This is a genomic window from Asticcacaulis sp. P2_C5 (assembly GCF_056404555.1).
In genome coordinates this window covers 185,128-200,851 of sequence record NZ_JBFUDU010000011.1, presented here as the reverse complement: position 1 = coordinate 200,851, position 15,724 = coordinate 185,128, and the positions used below count along the sequence as shown (strand labels likewise).

Sequence of the window (15,724 nt, the reverse complement as noted above, 5' to 3'; positions counted from 1 at the left end):
GCATCAAGCGCCGCGCCTTAGAGGCGCGGGACTTGTTGCCGGATAAGCCGAAGAGCTGGGGCCGCAGGCCCCAGACCCCGATCTTCGACGGTGCTACACCGCCGCCAGGGCACGGCCCAGGCTCTCGCGGTTCTGCGGCAGCAACAGGGGACGCACACCAAGGGCCTGCAACTCGTCGACTTGGTCGCCGGCCGGGACCAGCGCCATGATGCTCAAGGTGGCTTCGCTCTGGGTGGCGCGCAGGCGATCCAGAAAGGCTTCCAGCCCAGCGCGGCTCTCGGCGTCGTCGAGATTTTCGAATGGCCCTGTGCTGATCAGGCAGGCATCGACCGGCGCCTTGCGGGCCAGGGCGATGGCGCGTTCGCGTGAGGTCGAGGTCAGGCATTTGTGGCCAAGATGCTCCAGCGAGTCGCGCAGTTGCGCCGAGCGCAGGCTGTCGTTCGACAGCAGCAGGACGCGCAGGGAATGGTCACTGGCCTCTTCGGGCGCGATTTCGCTTTCCACCGGACGCGCCGGCGGAGATGCCGTTTTGTCGAAGGGCAGGTCCAGCCAGAATTTCGAGCCGACATCCAGCGTGCTCTGGCCGTCGACCTGGCCATGCATCAGTTCGGCCAGGGCGCGCGACAGGCTCAGGCCCAGACCGGCGCCGGAATGACCCGAAGAGGTGCGTTGGATGCGCATGTGCGGCTGGAAGGCCTGAACCAGTTCATCTTCGTCGAGGCCCGGGCCGGAATCGACCACCTCCAGGCGCAGGACGTCGTTCGAAAGCGCGATGATCTTCAGTTCCACGCGGCCCTGCTGGGTGTACAGAAGGGCATTGTTGAGCAGGTGCGTCAGTATCTGTTCGACGCGATGTTCGTCGCCCAGGACGGCGCCGCTCTCGGGCAGGCCGGCGGAATTATAGAAGAAGCCCAGATCCTTGCCGTGACCGAGGCCCGCCAGGTGCGCCGTCACCTTTTGACACACAAGGTCGATATCGAGCGGTTTGATATCCATCTCGATCTGGCCCGCCGCTGCGACGTCGTTATCCAGCGTGGTGACCAGGATCGATTGAAGATGGCCGACCTCGGTCAGGGCGGCGTCGATATATTGCCGCGGCGTCGGCGCACGCGCCAGGTGCGTCAGGCACTGCATCAGGTTCTGTTCGAGGCCCTTCAGGCTGGTCTGGACCTCGCGTTGCAGCGTCTCCATCAAGGCCAGCTTGGCGTCGTTGAGCGTGTCGGTTGCGGCGCGCGCCGCTTCGCGTTCTCCCGCCAGTTCAAGCTGGCGGTGCTGCAGCAGATAGTGTTCGCGCATGTGGCGATTGAGGACGAAGCCCATGGCCAGGGCCAGGGCCAGGCCGCCGGTCATCATCCGGCTCAGTTCCGGTCCCTGATGCAGGCCTTGTATGGCGAAGATCGGCCCGGCCACGGCGATCGGGCCTAAAATCAGCAGGTGAATCAGCACGGGTGCGGAAAAGAAGATGATTCCGACGGCCGCGCCCGCGCAGACCATCAGGAACATCTGCGCCCCCAGGCCGGCCGTTGCCGCCGACAGGGTGATGATCAGCAGGCTGATAGCCCATACCGCACCGCCCACACCCTGGCGCCAGAGTCGCGCCTGCAGATTGGCGCGATAGGCCGCTGCGTCGTTGAATTCGAGCGCCTGGCGTTTCTCGGCCTGGTTCTTCAGAACCATGAAGACCGTCCAGTTGATGACGAACAGAATCATGTAACAGGCCAGCAGCCAGGTCGACAGGCCCAACTGGGCACTCCATACGAAGACCGGTACCCCAATGCCGAAGAAGCCCATGACATAGGGCGACAGGCGCGCCTGGGCGCGCAGGCCGAAATCCATGGCCGCGGTATCGGCGGGCAGGACGGTGGAGAGGGGAGGGGATGCTGACATGATCGCAACCTAGCAGACAGACCTTGCCACCCGGTTACTTCACGTCGAATTGAGCGCCGAATCCGCAACTAAACCGCTTATTTTTAAGGTAAATTCGAACTTAACAGCACGGATAAAGGATTCGTTAGGACTAAGGCGCGACACTTAGGGTTCAAAGGTGTTTCTACACCTGAAACCCGGGCTCAGGCCCCAAGGATCAAGACCATGTCCGCCGACCTCATGTTGTCACAGCGTAACATACTGTCCGACGTCGACATCAAACGTCTGGTCAAGAGCGAGAATGCCGACGACCGCGCTGTCGCCACGCACAAGATCTGCCGCGTCATGGAACGCAGCGACATGACCGATATCGATCGGACGGCGGCCCAGGAAATCATCCGCATGCTGGCCCAGGACGCTGCCGAGCTGGTGCGTCGCGCCCTGGCGGTCACCCTGCGCACGTCAGAGCTGTTGCCGCACGACGTCGCCCTGAAACTGGCCCAGGATGTCACGACCGTCGCGGTCCCGGTTCTCACCCATTCGCCGCTGTTCAGCGATTCCGACCTGCGCGAAATCATCCGTTCGGGCGGACCTGTGCGCCAGGTTGCGATCGCCAAGCGCGACGAACTGTCCGAAGCGGTCACCACAACCCTGGCCGAATCCGCTGTCGAAGAGGCCGTCGTCATCGCCTGCGCCAACGACAATGCCCGTTTCAGCGACGGTGGGATGAACCGCGTCATGGACCGTTTCGGCACCTCCGAAGTGCTGCACAGCGTGCTGATCAACCGCAAGGCCCTGCCGGTTTCGGTCAGCGAACGCCTGGTGCACATCGTCAGCGTTGCCCTGCGCGAGCAACTGGTCACCAAACACGCCATCAAGCCCGAAACCGCTGTCGAGATCGTCAAGGCGACCCAGGAACGCGCCACGCTCGACATGGCCGACCAGACGGGCGCCAGCATGGACCCGAAGGGCCTGGCCAAACACCTGATGACGACGGAACGCCTGACGCCGTCCCTGATGCTGCGCGCCCTGGCGCGCGGTCACATGGGCTTCTTCGAACATGCCCTGGCGGAACTGTCGGGCGTGCCGCACGAACGCACCTGGCTGATGGTGCACGACGCCGGCAGCCTGGGATTCCGCGCCATCTACGACCGTGCCGGCCTGCCGGGCCGCATGTACCAGACCTTCCGTGCGGCGGTGCAGACCTATCAGGCCCTGATGGCCGAAGCCGGCCACCTCGACCCCGTGCGTTTCCAGGAACGCCTGATCGAACGTTTCCTCACCCAGGTACCGTTCGCGCCGCGTGAAGACCTTATCTATCTCTATGAGCGCCTCGACCGTGACTCGAAGGGACGGCGCTGGAACAAGGTCCAGGAGTCCGCCGGACCGGGCATGACCATTGCCCCGCGCGCCGCGGCTTAATATCAACCTGCAAAGGTGCAGGTCGATATTCGCTTTATTTCAGCTCAAGCGCCGCATGGCTCGCGCAAACGTGCGCGGCGGGCGGTCGCCCTTGCCAAGCTGCAATGAGTCAACGTCATTGCGGCTTGGAATAAAGCCCACATCACAACAGCAAAAAGGCGGCCCGACGGCCGCCTTTTTTAATACCTTTACCAGACCAAACCTACGCCTTGTCGACCTTGTCGAGATGTTCCTTGACGCGCGCTTCCAGGGTTTCCGCCAGGACGCGGCCCATGGGATGGTTCTCGGCCTTGATCTGGTCACGCACAACGGCGCGGACGGCGTCGAGATGGGCGTCGACCAGGATGCGCGGGGCTTCGGCGCGCTTGGTCTCGTCGTCCATCATCTTGCACAGCGAGCCGCAGATACGCGTGATCAGCGGATAGCCGTAGGTCGTACCCAGACCCTTCAGGTCGTGGGCGCGATAGAACAGTTGTTCGGCATTTTCGACCGTCAGGCCCTCGACCTTGATCTGTGCCTGCACGTCCTCGAGCTTCTTGACTTCGTCCAGCAGCCAGGAGTCGAACTGGGTCGACAGGTCGGCCAGCGCGGCTTCGGCCTTGGCGATCGATTCGGCGTCGAGTGCGCCCAGGCGTCCACCGACCTTGGCGCGCAAGGTGTTGGGGACCTGAATGATCTGGGCTTTTTCCTGCATGGTTACTCCTGAGGCTCCGGCAATACAGTCGATATCGCCATCACAGTAAACCAAGGTCGTTTAATAAGCGTTGATACGATTCTTTTAGCGCAACCCGGCAAGGCATCTAGGCGATGAATTGTTCCGCCAGGACGCGTTCATCATAGCCCTTGCCGGCATCGAATAGCAGAGTGGCCTTCAGATCCTCGGCCTCGGCGATGTCGACGCTGACGACATTACGCACATCATAGGTGTCGGCCGTGGCGCTGATGGGGCGCTTGTCGACCTCAAGCGCTTCGAAACGGACGCGGGCGGTATGCGGCAGGATGGCGCCGCGCCAGCGGCGGGGCCGAAAGGCGCTGATTGGAGTCAGGGCCATCGCCTTGGCCGTCAAGGGAATGATAGGGCCATGCGCCGACAGGTTATAGGCCGTCGATCCCGCGGGGGTCGATACCAGGGCGCCGTCGCAGATCAATTCGTCCAGGCGTTCCTTGCCGTCGATCAGGATGCGCAGCTTGGCGCCCTGGTGCGACTGGCGCAGCAGTGACACTTCATTGAAGGCCAGGGCACGGTGCTCACGCCCGTCGCGACCGGTGGCGACCATGCTCAGCGGGCTGATCAGGGTGCTCTCGCTCTTAATGATTCTATCCATCAGATTGTCTTCGGAAAAATCATTGAGCAAAAAGCCGACGCTGCCGCGGTTCATGCCGAAAATGGGCATGCCGTCCTTCAGGTAGCGGTGCACGGTCTGCAGCAGGAATCCGTCGCCGCCCAGCGCCACGACGACGTCGGGATTGGCCGATGCGCCGTACAGGGCCTTGAGGCGCGCGCAGGCGGCCTGGGCTTCGGGGCGGTCGGATGCGGTGAAGTCGAGGCGCAGTGACATGAGGCGTTGTAGCCTGTTTAAGCCGGTTTTGTCATTTTTTTTTAGCTCAAACGCCGCGTGGCTCGCCGCAACGCGGCGGCGGCCATGAAGCGTCTTTTCGCGCCCTTGCCAAGCGCGATGAGTCGTCGTCATCGCGGCTTGGAGTATAGAAATTGAAGGGTTACACCGGCAGCATGGCGCGTAGTTTCTGCTGCGCTGCATCACGCGGTAGGGCGAAGAGCGACAGGATCAACGGGCGATGGGCGTCGTTCAAGGCGGGCGCACCGCCATGGGCGGCCTGCCAGAAGGTCAAAAGGTGCAGAAAGACGGCGCGATCCAGGCCGAGCGCGCGAAATGTCAGGGCCAGCGGCACGGCCGACGGGCTTTCGAGCACGTTTTGCAGCGTCGGCGCCTTAACATGCAGCCGCCTGGCGGCTTCCTTGCAGAAACGCGCAATGTCCTGGTTGCGCATCAGCATCAGGAGCTTGAGATTGCTGTGGCTGTCGCAGGCCATGGGATCCAGTTCGCCACGCGGCATGCCATAACGTTCGACCAGGGCATCGACCAGGGCTGGGCGTTCGGCGGCCAGGCGTTCCAGTCGTGTCCGGTCTTCGGCGTCGAGATCGATACCGGTATTGCGCACCAGGGCGACCAGGACGCTGTCGTGACCGCTCTTCATCAGGGCGCGTACGACCCGCCATTCAAGGCCTGGTCTCTGGGCGATCAGAATGTGATGGGCTTCGCCGGTGGCGGCGATCAGGGCCAGCAGGGCGGCCGTGTCGAGAGAGGGCAGGGACGACCGCAGCATAGGGGCGGCCAGATCGACCGGCATGCGGCACAGGCGGACGATGAGGTCGTGGTCGGAGCGGATCGGGCCGTTGCCGGCGACCGGCCGGGTTTCACAGCGCGGTGTATGAAAGGTAATGCCGTGGAAGTCTGTATGGGTTACCGGAACCGGGGTTTCGGGTATCAGTGGGGGGGAACTATACTGTAAGGCCGGCACGGCACGCTCCGATGCGAATCTGATGAGAGTGTGCGCCGTCAGGGTGAACAGTTGTTTAACGGGGGCACAACCGTTGCGCGCGATATGTAAATCGCGTGAAAACCCCGTGTGTTAATCTTGTTTCAATTGACATGTCCTAAATTGGTCAGACGAATAAGTTTTGATATCCCCGTAGTTTAGTACCCAACAAGGGCAGTCTATGTCCGGTAGTGACCAGGAAACTCCAAGGAATACCATGGGCACTCAGGCTTCGGCCGGGGTCGCGCAGCGTTCCTCCGTTCTTGCCCGCCCTCCCGTGGGCGGCAGCGAACGGCTGATGCTGCAGCAGCGCGAGGCGGTGGAGATCGTCGAAAGGCTGCGCGAAACCCATGTCGATGTGCAGGGGCATGCCTTTCTGCTGAAGCTCGATACCCTGATCGTTCGGTTGGGCGCCAAGTGGGAGAGCAAATGCGATCTGGTGTTCGAACACCTGAAGACCGGTTTCGAAAAGCCCTACGCCGAGCCCAACTGGTGCATACCGCTGAATGGCGATGCCTGGCTGGCCATGTTGCCGCAGTTGGGATCGCGCAAAGGCGCGCTGGCTGTTGCCGACATGTGGCGCGAATTATGCGGCTTCTTTGTCGGCGACATGTCGGCGCTCGAGGTCCCTATCTATGAGGTTCATGTGGAGGACGTCGACAGTCTGCTGATCACCAAGATCGATTTGAACAGCTATTTCGGTCCCGGCGAAAGCGACAGCCTGCCGTTGAAAGCGCGTAACGGCAGCTTTCACAATGAAGGCGCAGATGGCGGAGCGGCCGCCAATCCCCTGGCCAATGCCGTGCCGATTCAGCGTCCGGTCATTGTCGCCGCCACCGTCTCCTATGCCGGCCGGACCCTGAAGGTTGCCAGCTCGATCGAACCTCTGTTCGAGATGAAGAAGATGGTGATGATCGGCCACCGCTGCGAAGCGATGGTCATGGAACATCTCGACAGCACCCTGCTGGATCGCAAGCATCTGGCCAATCTCGACTGGAACCTGCGCGAGCAGGTTGACCTGGTCAATATCGACCAGGGTCTGAAATTGCTGCGCATGCGCACCCCCGAACAACGCAAGATGATGATGGTGGTGCCGGCGGCCTTCTCGACCTTCGCCTCGGCACGGGCCCGGCAGAAGATCACGGTCGAAGTCGCCAAGGCTGCCGCCGAGATGGGGCTGAAGGTCCTGTTCGAAGTGCGCGGGCTGGACGGTGTGCCGCCGCATCGCGTGCTGGAAATCGTCTCGATGATCAAGCCGTTCTGCATGACCGTGGTCGGCTCGGTCAGCCCTGACCGCAAGACCATATCGGGCCTGAACAAGTGTGGCCTGTCGGGCGTTTGCATCGAATATGACGGCGCCAAGCGTGACGAAGAGGGGCTGAAGGACTATCTCGGAACGCTCAGCGCCGCGGCCAAGCTATCCGCCGGCGCCTGCATGGTCCAGGGTTTTGACAATTACCGCCAGATGGCGGTGGCGCGCCTGGCCGGGGTGACGCACGCCAGCATGAAGACGGCGGCCCTGATGTCGCCAAAGGGCGCCGCCCATATCGCCACCAGGGCGGCCGATGCCTTGCGCGATACCGAGATCGCCCTGCCGGGCATGCTGCCGGAAGCTTAGAGCCGGCCTGCTCAAAGTCGATGTATTGATCCATATCGTCTGGTAAGGCGGCGGGCGGCCGACCATAGCAGGGCTTTGGAATAGACACGATGGAACGGCAGCAGAAGGTGAAAGCCCAGGCCGAGCCAGGCCTTGCCGTCGGGCCGTATGTGCGCCGGGACGATGGCTGAGCCGAAGTAAAGGCGCGTCGTGCCGGTTGTCGTATCCAGCACGACCATCAGCCATGAACGCGTCTTGTTCATGAAATCGCACATGACGATCTGGTCCGCCGTGCGGGCCTCGACGGTCCAGGCGGCGAACTTGGTGATCTCGCCATACGCCAACAATGCCGCCTGGGCGTCGGTTGACGGCCTGGCCACCAGAAGCGCCAGGATCAGCCGTTCCAGCTTGAATAAAGGCGTCGTGTAGAAAGCGTCGATATAGTCGGCCAGGTCGACGGCAAACGGCAGGTCGATGCTGTAGCTGTCGGTATAGGCCCTGGCGTCGCGATAGCCGGCCAGAAGCGACGGATCGGGCAGGGGGGTGACGGTTGTCACGGTCATGGGGGACGCCTTTGCGGCTGCGCAGCCCGTTATCGCATAGGCAGGACGCACACGCAGCCGGACAAAACGCCACGGCCCGCAACTGCTCAGCATTGCGGCCATAAACGCAACCTTACCGAAAATTAACCTGCCCCCCCGTGACAAATCCGGGCTACCCGTCATAATCATCGTATAAAACTAAGCCGACTATCTCAGGGCCAGGGGAATGCCATGCTGCGTATCGAAAACCTGATCCACGTTTACGGCAACGGTGTGCGCGCCCTGGACGGCGTCAGCCTCGACCTGCCGACCGGCATGTTCGGGCTACTCGGCCCCAACGGGGCAGGCAAGTCCAGCCTGATGCGTTGCGTGGCGACGCTTCAGACCCCGACCTCGGGCAGCATCCAATTCGGCGATATCGACGTCATCGCCCAGCCGGAAAAGCTGCGCGAGCGACTGGGCTATCTGCCGCAGGATTTCGGCGTCTATCCGCGTATCTCGGCCTATGCCATGCTGGACCATCTGGCCGTACTGAAAGGGCTGTCGAATCTCAACGAACGCCGCGACACGGTGTGCGCCCTGCTGGAACAGGTCAATCTGTGGGGCGTGCGCAACAAGGCCCTGGCTGGGTTTTCCGGCGGCATGCGCCAGCGCTTCGGCATCGCCCAGGCATTGTTGGGTAATCCCAAGCTGATCATCGTCGACGAACCGACCGCCGGCCTCGATCCGGAAGAGCGCAACCGTTTTCTCAACCTGCTGGCCGGTATCGCCGACGACGTGGTGGTTATCCTGTCGACCCATATCGTCGAAGACGTCGCCGACCTGTGTCCGCGCATGGCGATCCTGGCGGCCGGCCGAATTCAACTGGACGGCGCGCCGCTCGATCTTATCTCGTCGCTGAAGAACCGCATCTGGAAGAAGACAATCGAGCGCGCACAGCTTGCCGACTACAAGGCGAAATACACCCTGATCTCGCAGCGCCTGTTCGCCGGAAAGACCGTCATCCACATCGTGGCTGACAGCGATCCGGGCGACGGCTTCGAGCCGGTGATAGGCTCGCTGGAAGACCTCTATTTCATGACCATCAACGCTCCGGCAAAGGCGGCGTAAGATGTTGAAATCCATCGTCGGATTCGAACTCGGCTATCAGCTCAGAAGTCCGACCTTCTGGGTGTCGTTCATCATCTTCCTGCTGCTCGGCTTCGCCATGATGGCGACGCCGCAGATCAGCATCGCCGCCGGCGCCAATGTGCACAAGAATGCGCCGATCACCATCATCGTCGCCCTGTCGGCCCTGACCACCTTCTTCATGTTCGTGACGACGGCGTTTGGCGCCAATATCGTCATCCGCGACCAGGAAACGGCCTTCGGACCCTTGCTCTACACCACGCGCATGAGCAAGTCGGACTATGTCTTCGGCCGGACGATTGGTGCCTTCCTGGTCTGCGCCCTGTGCCTGCTGTCGGTGCCCTTGGGCGTGCTGATCGGCACATTGATGCCGTGGATCGACAAGGAGACGCTGGGCCCCGTCAATATCGCCTACTACGCCTGGCCCTACTTCGTCGTCGCCCTGCCGACGGTGCTGTTCCTGGTGGCGGTGTTTTCCAGCGCCGCGACGCTCACCAAGTCGATGATGGGCAGCTATCTGACGGCTGTCGCCTTGCTGGTCATCTATATGACGCTGAGCGCGTTTGCCGGCAAAAGCGAATTCGCCCGGGACCTCTATGCCTGGCTCGATCCGTTCGGCGGTGGCGCCATATCAAAGGTTGCGCGCTACTGGACGGCCGAAGAGAGCAATACCAAGCTGCCACCGCTCATCGGTGTTATCCTGTGGAATCGCCTGCTGTATGCGGCGCTCGGCATTGGCCTGGTCTTTCTGACGCGGGCCATGCTGCGCTTCGACGCCGTGGGCATCAAGGCCAGCAAGGCGATGAAGCTGAAGCAGAAGGCGGAGGTGACTTCCAACCGCCCGATCACCGGCCCGCTGGCCTCGCCGCGCTTCGGCTTGGCCAGCGACCTGGCCATATTGGTCAAGCGCACGCGGTTCGAGGCGGCCCAGGTCTTTACCGGCCCGGTCTATTTCATCCTGATGCTGCTGGCCATCGCCCTGACCGTCCTGTTGACCTTCAGCGCCGACCAGATCTACGGCACGGCCGTCTATCCGGTAACGCGCGTCATGGCGTCGGTGGTGAGCAGCGGCTTCGCCCTGTTCGCCATGATCGTCGCCATCTTCTACAGCGGCGAACTGGTCTGGCGCGAACGTGGCCGCCGCATCCACGAGATCATCGACTCCACAGCCATTCCCAACTGGGCCCATCTGGTGCCGAAGGCCCTGGCCCTGATCATCGTCCTGGTCTCGACCCTGTTGGTCTCGGTCGTTGCCGACATGGTCGTTCAGACCGCCAAGGGCTACACCAATTTCGAGCTCGGCAAATACCTGTTGTGGTACGTCCTGCCCATGGGGGCTTCGTTCAGCCTGATGGGCATATTGGCCATCTTCGTCCAGTCGCTGTCACCCAACAAGTTTGCCGGCTGGGCCTTCATGGTCGTCTACCAGATACTGACCATCGTCGCGAACCAGTTGGGCCTCAATCACCATCTTTACCTGTACGGCAGCGGCCCGTCCTTGCTCACCTCCGACATGAACAATCTCGGCCAGTTCTGGATCGGCTGGCTGATGTTCAAGCTGTACTGGACGGCCTTCGTTGTGATGCTGCTCGTCGTGGCGCACCTGCTGTGGCGCCGCGGCGTGGCGTCGGGCATGATGGCGCGGCTGAAACTGGCGTCGGCGCGACTGAAAGGGCCGGCCGGAGTAATCCTGGCGGCGGCCGCGGTGGTCTTCGTCGCTCTGGGCGGCTATATCTTCTACAACACCAATGTCCTGAACGTCTACACGACCCAGAAACAGGGTGAAAAGGACCAGGTCGCGTTCGAAAAGATCTTTGCCAAGGTGGCCGGCCAGCCCGTGCCCAGCATCGACGAAGTCAAGCTGAAGGTCGACCTCTATCCGCACGACCTGCGCCTGGCGTCCCAGGGCAGCTACGTCCTGGAGAACAAGACCACGGCGCCTATCACCCAGGTCTATCTCGCCTCGCCGGCGGAACTGGGTTACGGCAAGCTCGCCATTGATGGCGCCCACCAGGTGAAGGTGTGGTACAATTACGGCGTGCGCAAATTCGTTTTCGACCGGCCGATGGCGCCGGGAGAAAAGCGCCTGCTCAGCTTCGAGGCATCGCTGGCGCAAAAGGGCTTCGGCAATGACGGCATCACCACCCGCATTGTCGATAATGGCACCTTTGTCAGCAATTTCGAGTTCGCGCCGCGCATCGGCATTCCCGATGCCCAGGCCATGCAGGACAAGCGCCTGCGCCGCAAGTACAAGCTGCCGCCGCTGAAACGCATGAACACCCTGGAAGGCCCGGCAGGGCTCGAGCGCAACTATATCGGCGCCGACTGGACGCTGTCGGACATCACGGTCTCGACCGTGGCTGACCAGACGCCGGTGGCGCCCGGTTACAAGACATCGGACGTGACGAAGGATGGCCGCCGCACGGCGCGTTTCGTGTCCGAGGCACCGATCCTCAACTTCTTCTCGGTGCAATCTGCACACTACCAGGAAAAGCACGTCAAGCACGGCGATATCGATCTGACCGTCTATTACGATGCCCAGCACCCTTACAATGTCGATCGCATGCTGTCCGCCATGGGGGCGTCGCTTGACTACTACCAGGCCAATTTCTCGCCGTACCAGTTCCGCCAGGCGCGCATCCAGGAATTCCCGGCCTATGCGACCTTCGCCCAGTCGTTCGCCAATACCATTCCCTATTCGGAAGGCATCGGGTTCATTGCCGACGTCCGCAATGCGGACAAGATCGACTACACCACCTATGTGACGGCCCATGAAATCGGCCACCAGTGGTGGGCGCACCAGATCGCCGGCGCCGACAAACAGGGCTCGGAATCGCTGTCCGAAACCCTGGCGCAATATTCGGCCCTGATGGTGATGGAAAAGCTGTATGGCCGCGACAAGATCCGCCGCTTCCTGAAGTTCGAGCTCGACACCTACCTGCTTAACCGCCAGCTCGATTCCGATGAGGAAATGCCGCTGTATCGCGTGCAGCATCAGCAATATATCTATTACAACAAGGGCTCGCTGGTCATGTACCTGCTGAAGGACCGGCTGGGCGAGGACAAGGTGAATGCCGCCCTGCGCACTCTGCTGGCCGATCATGCCTTCAAGGGCGCGCCTTACCCGACCTCGCTTGACCTGGTCGCCGCCCTGCGCGCCCAGGCCCGGCCGGAGGACCAGGCGCTGATCACCGACCTGTTCGAAAAGATCACCGTGGTCGACCTGCGCGCTCGCGACGCCAAGGTCGTCAAACGTAAGGACGGCCGGTTCGATGTCACCTTTACGGTTGAGGCGCACAAGGCCTATTCGGGCGGCAAGGGCAAGGAAACCGACAGTCCGTTCAACGAGCCGGTCGATATCGGCCTGTTCACCGCGAAGCCAGGCGAAGGCAAGTTCAATGCCCGCGACGTCATCTCCCTGGCCCGTCAGACGATCCACAGCGGTGTCCAGACAGTGACCGTGACGGTCGACCGCAAGCCGACCTTTGTCGGTGTCGATCCGTACAACACATGGATCGACCGCGACTCCGATGACAATGTCCTGCCGGTAAGTTGAGGGACGCCTGACCTGTCTTTGCCCACCCCGTTCACGAGGAGGCTGGGCACCGTGGCGAGCGACGCCGTCGGCCTATGGATAAAGCGATCGCCGGCAATGTTCGACCTATCTTTGCCCACCCCGTTTACGGGGAGGGTGGCGCGAAGCGCCGGGCGGGGCACTTTCTTTCGACGGTAGTTGGCATAATTCTACGCCTTTTCTTCTTCAAACCTGCCTTCCTGTAAAAAACGCCGTAAACCGTATTTAGCGCTTGAAACGCCGATAAAAATGGCTATGTTCCGCGCCTCACCGCCGGGGCTACCAAGACCGGTGCGTTACGAAATGGTTCGGGTGTGTAGCTCAGTTGGTAGAGCAGCTGACTCTTAATCAGCGGGTCCACGGTTCGAGTCCGTGCCCACCCACCATTTTCTTTTCCTGTTTTTCAATAGGCTGTCGATTTAGCCCGTTTGGGCTCTGATCCCGTGATGCCGTGTGGGCAAGGCCGGACTTTGTGAAATCGAATTAACTTGCCTGACGCCGTTAGCCGACCGCACCTATGCCAGGTTATTGGCCATAGGAAAAGGAACGGAACATGATACGCAGACTGCTTGCCGCAATAACGACCAGCGCTGTTGTCCTGATGGCTAATCCGGCTGCGGCGGAAGGCCTGCCAAAGACAGACCCTCTCTACCAGACGATCCTTGGTCTGGACCTCAGTTTGTTTGGCGCGTCGAACGCATGCGACATTGCTGCCTTTTCTGCTCTGATCGCCGACGACATTGAGTTTTATCACGATAAGTCGGGCTTAAGCACCGGCAAGGCGTCGCTCGTGTCCGCGACCGAAAAGAACCTCTGCCACAAGGTACGACGTGAACTTGTCCAGCAGACCTTCGAGGTTTATCCCCTGGCCAACTATGGCGCCATGGAAGTCGGTCAGCACACCTTCTGCAATTTGGTGGAAACACCTGTCTGCGCGCCGGCGACCAATGGGGACGGCAGGTTCGTCATGCTATGGCGTAAGGATGGCGACACCTACAAACTGGCGCGCGTCATCAGCTACGATCACGTGTCCAGTTGGGAGCGCGACGCGAAGACAATGCCGGCGCAATAGCGAGGAGCACTGTTCCGGGATTGGGGCTCAGCGGGCCGAGACGGCGATGGCATTGACGACCGCGTCGCTGAACGCCCAGTTGAACCCGACGATGACCAGGGCGCCCAGCATTGGCCAGCCATGTCACCGAAGTTATCCTTTTTCCGCGGGTGACAAGTGGGGGTTACCAATTCTATAATTACGGACATAGCTGGCTGAGAAATCAGGTTTGAGCGTCAGTTTGGGAGGGCTCTGATGCGATTTGCGTCCATCTTGATTTGTGCCATGTTCGCCGCGGCCGCACCGGCGTTGGCCGTCGACTCGCCCCCGCCCATACTCGCCACCATCCCTGTCATTCAACCGCGCACGGAAAATCCTCAATTAGATGCCGCGTTCGCGGCCGCGGCAGCCGGTGACGGCGAAAAAGCGGTGCAACTGCTGCGACCACTGGCGGAGGCGGGCGATGTGCGGGCGCAACTTACCCTGGGGCAGATATTCTGGAATGGCAAGATCACCACCCGGGACAACGCGGAAGCGGCGCATTGGTTCCAGAAGGCTGCCGACCTGGGATCGCCCCGTGCGCAGTCTGTCATGGGCATTTTCCACCTTACCGGCGATGGTGTACCCGCCGACGATGCCAAAGCGGCCGAATGGCTCGATAAAGCGGCCACAGGCGGCGACTACATCTCCCAGTACACGCTCGGTCAGATGTATATAGAAGGACGCGGCGTTCGAATTGACCCCGTCAAGGCCTACATATGCCTGACACTGGCACGGGATAATGGCAAGAACGAAGACGCCGCGATCGCGCAGACGCTTACCCAACTGGCGCGAGGGATGAAACCGGCGTCTATTGCCCAGGCGCAGTTCGAGGTCGGCCAGAGCTTCGAAAGCGGCCGCGGCGTCAGGCTCGATTTAATTGCAGCCTCAACCTGGTATGCAAGGGCGGCCCACGCGGGAAGTCGCGTTGCATTGAAACGGCAGACTAAAGCGCCGGCTTTGCCGCCCCCAGTCATTGACACGGCCGTGCACCCCAGCGGCGTGGCGCCTGGCGCGAATCTGGAGCAACAGCGGGCCTACATCGGATTAAGCATCATTCCAATCAACGACGACATCGTCGCTGCACTGAACCTCAAGAGCCGCGACGGCGTCTATGTCGCTGAACTGGCGCCCGACCAGGCCGGCGTGCGAGGCGGCCTGCGTCCCGGCGACATCATTCGCGCTTTCAACGGCGCACCGGTGCGCGTCGCCGTCGATCTGACAGGGGGCCTTGCGAAGGCGCACGCCGGAGACAAACTTGTCTTCGGCGTAGAGCGCAACGCCAAGGCGATTGACATTGTTGTGATGGCGACGGCGCGCCCCCTGGAGCCGCTGCCGCTACGGACGCCCGCCAAGTCACAGTAATGCAGCCACAAGGCAAGTCAGCGACTGGGAATTCCAGTTTAAGGGAGCAGACTCGTTAATGCGGACACGAGCCAGGGAAGTCAGGGTTACAGACGTGCTATTCCGGGATTGTGGCTTAGCGGGCCGAGACGGCGATGGCATTGACGACCGCGTCGCTGAACGCCCAACTAAACCCGCCGACGATGAGGCCGCCCAGCAGCCGCCCGGCATTGGCCAGCCGGTACGGATCATCCAGCGCAAAACTGACGCGTGGCTGCAGGCCGCCCGTACGCATCCGGATATCCTTTTTGGGCATGATGAAGGCCCCGGCCAGAACCAGGACCAGCGCCGGCGGCACGATCCGCCACAGGGCCGGAACCGCCAGGTTCGTGGCCAGGAAGGCGTGTCGGGCGTGAACAATGACGCCGTCGCCGTCTGGCGTTTCTGGTAGATATCTGCCGAGTGTGCCGTCGATGTGCCAGAACAGCCAGACGATCAGCCCGATGCCGGCGAAAACCAGACCATGGCCGATCAGATTACGGGCGATATTGCTGCGGTCGAAGGGTTTCATGCAGGCTCCTGCGTCACGCGATTTTACAAGA

Annotated in this window: 12 protein-coding genes and 1 tRNA gene; 7 read left to right on the top strand and 6 right to left on the bottom strand. The window is 61.6% G+C overall.

Annotated features, from left to right (window positions below):
- Positions 1-93: 93 nt before the first annotated feature.
- Positions 94-1,887, bottom strand: coding sequence for a sensor histidine kinase (locus tag AC1DXO_RS19455; RefSeq protein ID WP_476979839.1), 1,794 nt, complete (start codon positions 1,885-1,887; stop codon positions 94-96).
- Between the two features lie 204 nt (positions 1,888-2,091).
- On the opposite strand from AC1DXO_RS19455, the gene spbR reads away from it, so the two are divergent.
- The gene (spbR, locus tag AC1DXO_RS19450) at positions 2,092-3,288 is read left to right on the top strand and encodes a SpbR family protein (RefSeq protein ID WP_476979838.1); all 1,197 of its coding nucleotides are present in this window, start codon (positions 2,092-2,094) and stop codon (positions 3,286-3,288) included.
- A 202-nt stretch (positions 3,289-3,490) separates the two neighbouring features.
- Here the strand turns inward: spbR and AC1DXO_RS19445 are convergent, their stop codons facing one another.
- The 3 genes from AC1DXO_RS19445 to AC1DXO_RS19435 all read right to left on the bottom strand — a co-directional run bounded on the left by AC1DXO_RS19445 (position 3,491) and on the right by AC1DXO_RS19435 (position 5,829).
- Entirely contained in the window at positions 3,491-3,982 is a 492-nt protein-coding gene (locus AC1DXO_RS19445) for an Hpt domain-containing protein (protein ID WP_476979837.1), read from the bottom strand.
- Positions 3,983-4,088: 106 nt separating this feature from the next.
- The gene (locus tag AC1DXO_RS19440; protein ID WP_476979836.1) at positions 4,089-4,847 is read right to left on the bottom strand and encodes an NAD kinase; all 759 of its coding nucleotides are present in this window, start codon (positions 4,845-4,847) and stop codon (positions 4,089-4,091) included.
- Between the two features lie 160 nt (positions 4,848-5,007).
- The gene (locus AC1DXO_RS19435; RefSeq protein WP_476979835.1) at positions 5,008-5,829 is read right to left on the bottom strand and encodes a DUF2336 domain-containing protein; all 822 of its coding nucleotides are present in this window, start codon (positions 5,827-5,829) and stop codon (positions 5,008-5,010) included.
- A gap of 235 nt (positions 5,830-6,064) precedes the next feature.
- Here AC1DXO_RS19435 and AC1DXO_RS19430 point away from each other — a divergent pair, with 235 nt between their 5' ends.
- On the top strand, positions 6,065-7,465 hold the full coding sequence (locus tag AC1DXO_RS19430; RefSeq protein ID WP_476979834.1) for a hypothetical protein: 1,401 nt from the start codon (positions 6,065-6,067) through the stop codon (positions 7,463-7,465).
- 11 nt (positions 7,466-7,476) lie between these two features.
- On the opposite strand, the gene AC1DXO_RS19425 is transcribed toward AC1DXO_RS19430, so the two are convergent.
- On the bottom strand, positions 7,477-8,007 hold the full coding sequence (locus AC1DXO_RS19425; RefSeq protein ID WP_476979833.1) for a hypothetical protein: 531 nt from the start codon (positions 8,005-8,007) through the stop codon (positions 7,477-7,479).
- A gap of 210 nt (positions 8,008-8,217) precedes the next feature.
- Between AC1DXO_RS19425 and AC1DXO_RS19420 the strand changes: the two genes are divergently transcribed.
- From AC1DXO_RS19420 to AC1DXO_RS19400, 5 genes are all read left to right on the top strand, one after another.
- Complete coding sequence (locus AC1DXO_RS19420) at positions 8,218-9,096, top strand: ABC transporter ATP-binding protein (RefSeq protein WP_476979832.1); 879 nt, start codon at positions 8,218-8,220, stop codon at positions 9,094-9,096.
- A gap of 1 nt (position 9,097) precedes the next feature.
- The gene (locus AC1DXO_RS19415) at positions 9,098-12,670 is read left to right on the top strand and encodes an ABC transporter permease/M1 family aminopeptidase (RefSeq protein ID WP_476979831.1); all 3,573 of its coding nucleotides are present in this window, start codon (positions 9,098-9,100) and stop codon (positions 12,668-12,670) included.
- A 328-nt stretch (positions 12,671-12,998) separates the two neighbouring features.
- Positions 12,999-13,074 (top strand) — tRNA-Lys (locus tag AC1DXO_RS19410).
- Between the two features lie 167 nt (positions 13,075-13,241).
- Positions 13,242-13,760 carry a nuclear transport factor 2 family protein gene (locus AC1DXO_RS19405; RefSeq protein ID WP_476979830.1) on the top strand — a complete coding sequence of 173 codons (519 nt, stop codon included), beginning with the start codon at positions 13,242-13,244 and terminating at the stop codon, positions 13,758-13,760.
- A gap of 234 nt (positions 13,761-13,994) precedes the next feature.
- Positions 13,995-15,143, top strand: coding sequence for a PDZ domain-containing protein (locus tag AC1DXO_RS19400; RefSeq protein WP_476979829.1), 1,149 nt, complete (start codon positions 13,995-13,997; stop codon positions 15,141-15,143).
- Between the two features lie 115 nt (positions 15,144-15,258).
- Here AC1DXO_RS19400 and AC1DXO_RS19395 read toward each other — a convergent pair whose 3' ends face one another.
- Positions 15,259-15,693, bottom strand: coding sequence for a hypothetical protein (locus AC1DXO_RS19395; protein WP_476979828.1), 435 nt, complete (start codon positions 15,691-15,693; stop codon positions 15,259-15,261).
- Positions 15,694-15,724 lie beyond the last annotated feature (31 nt).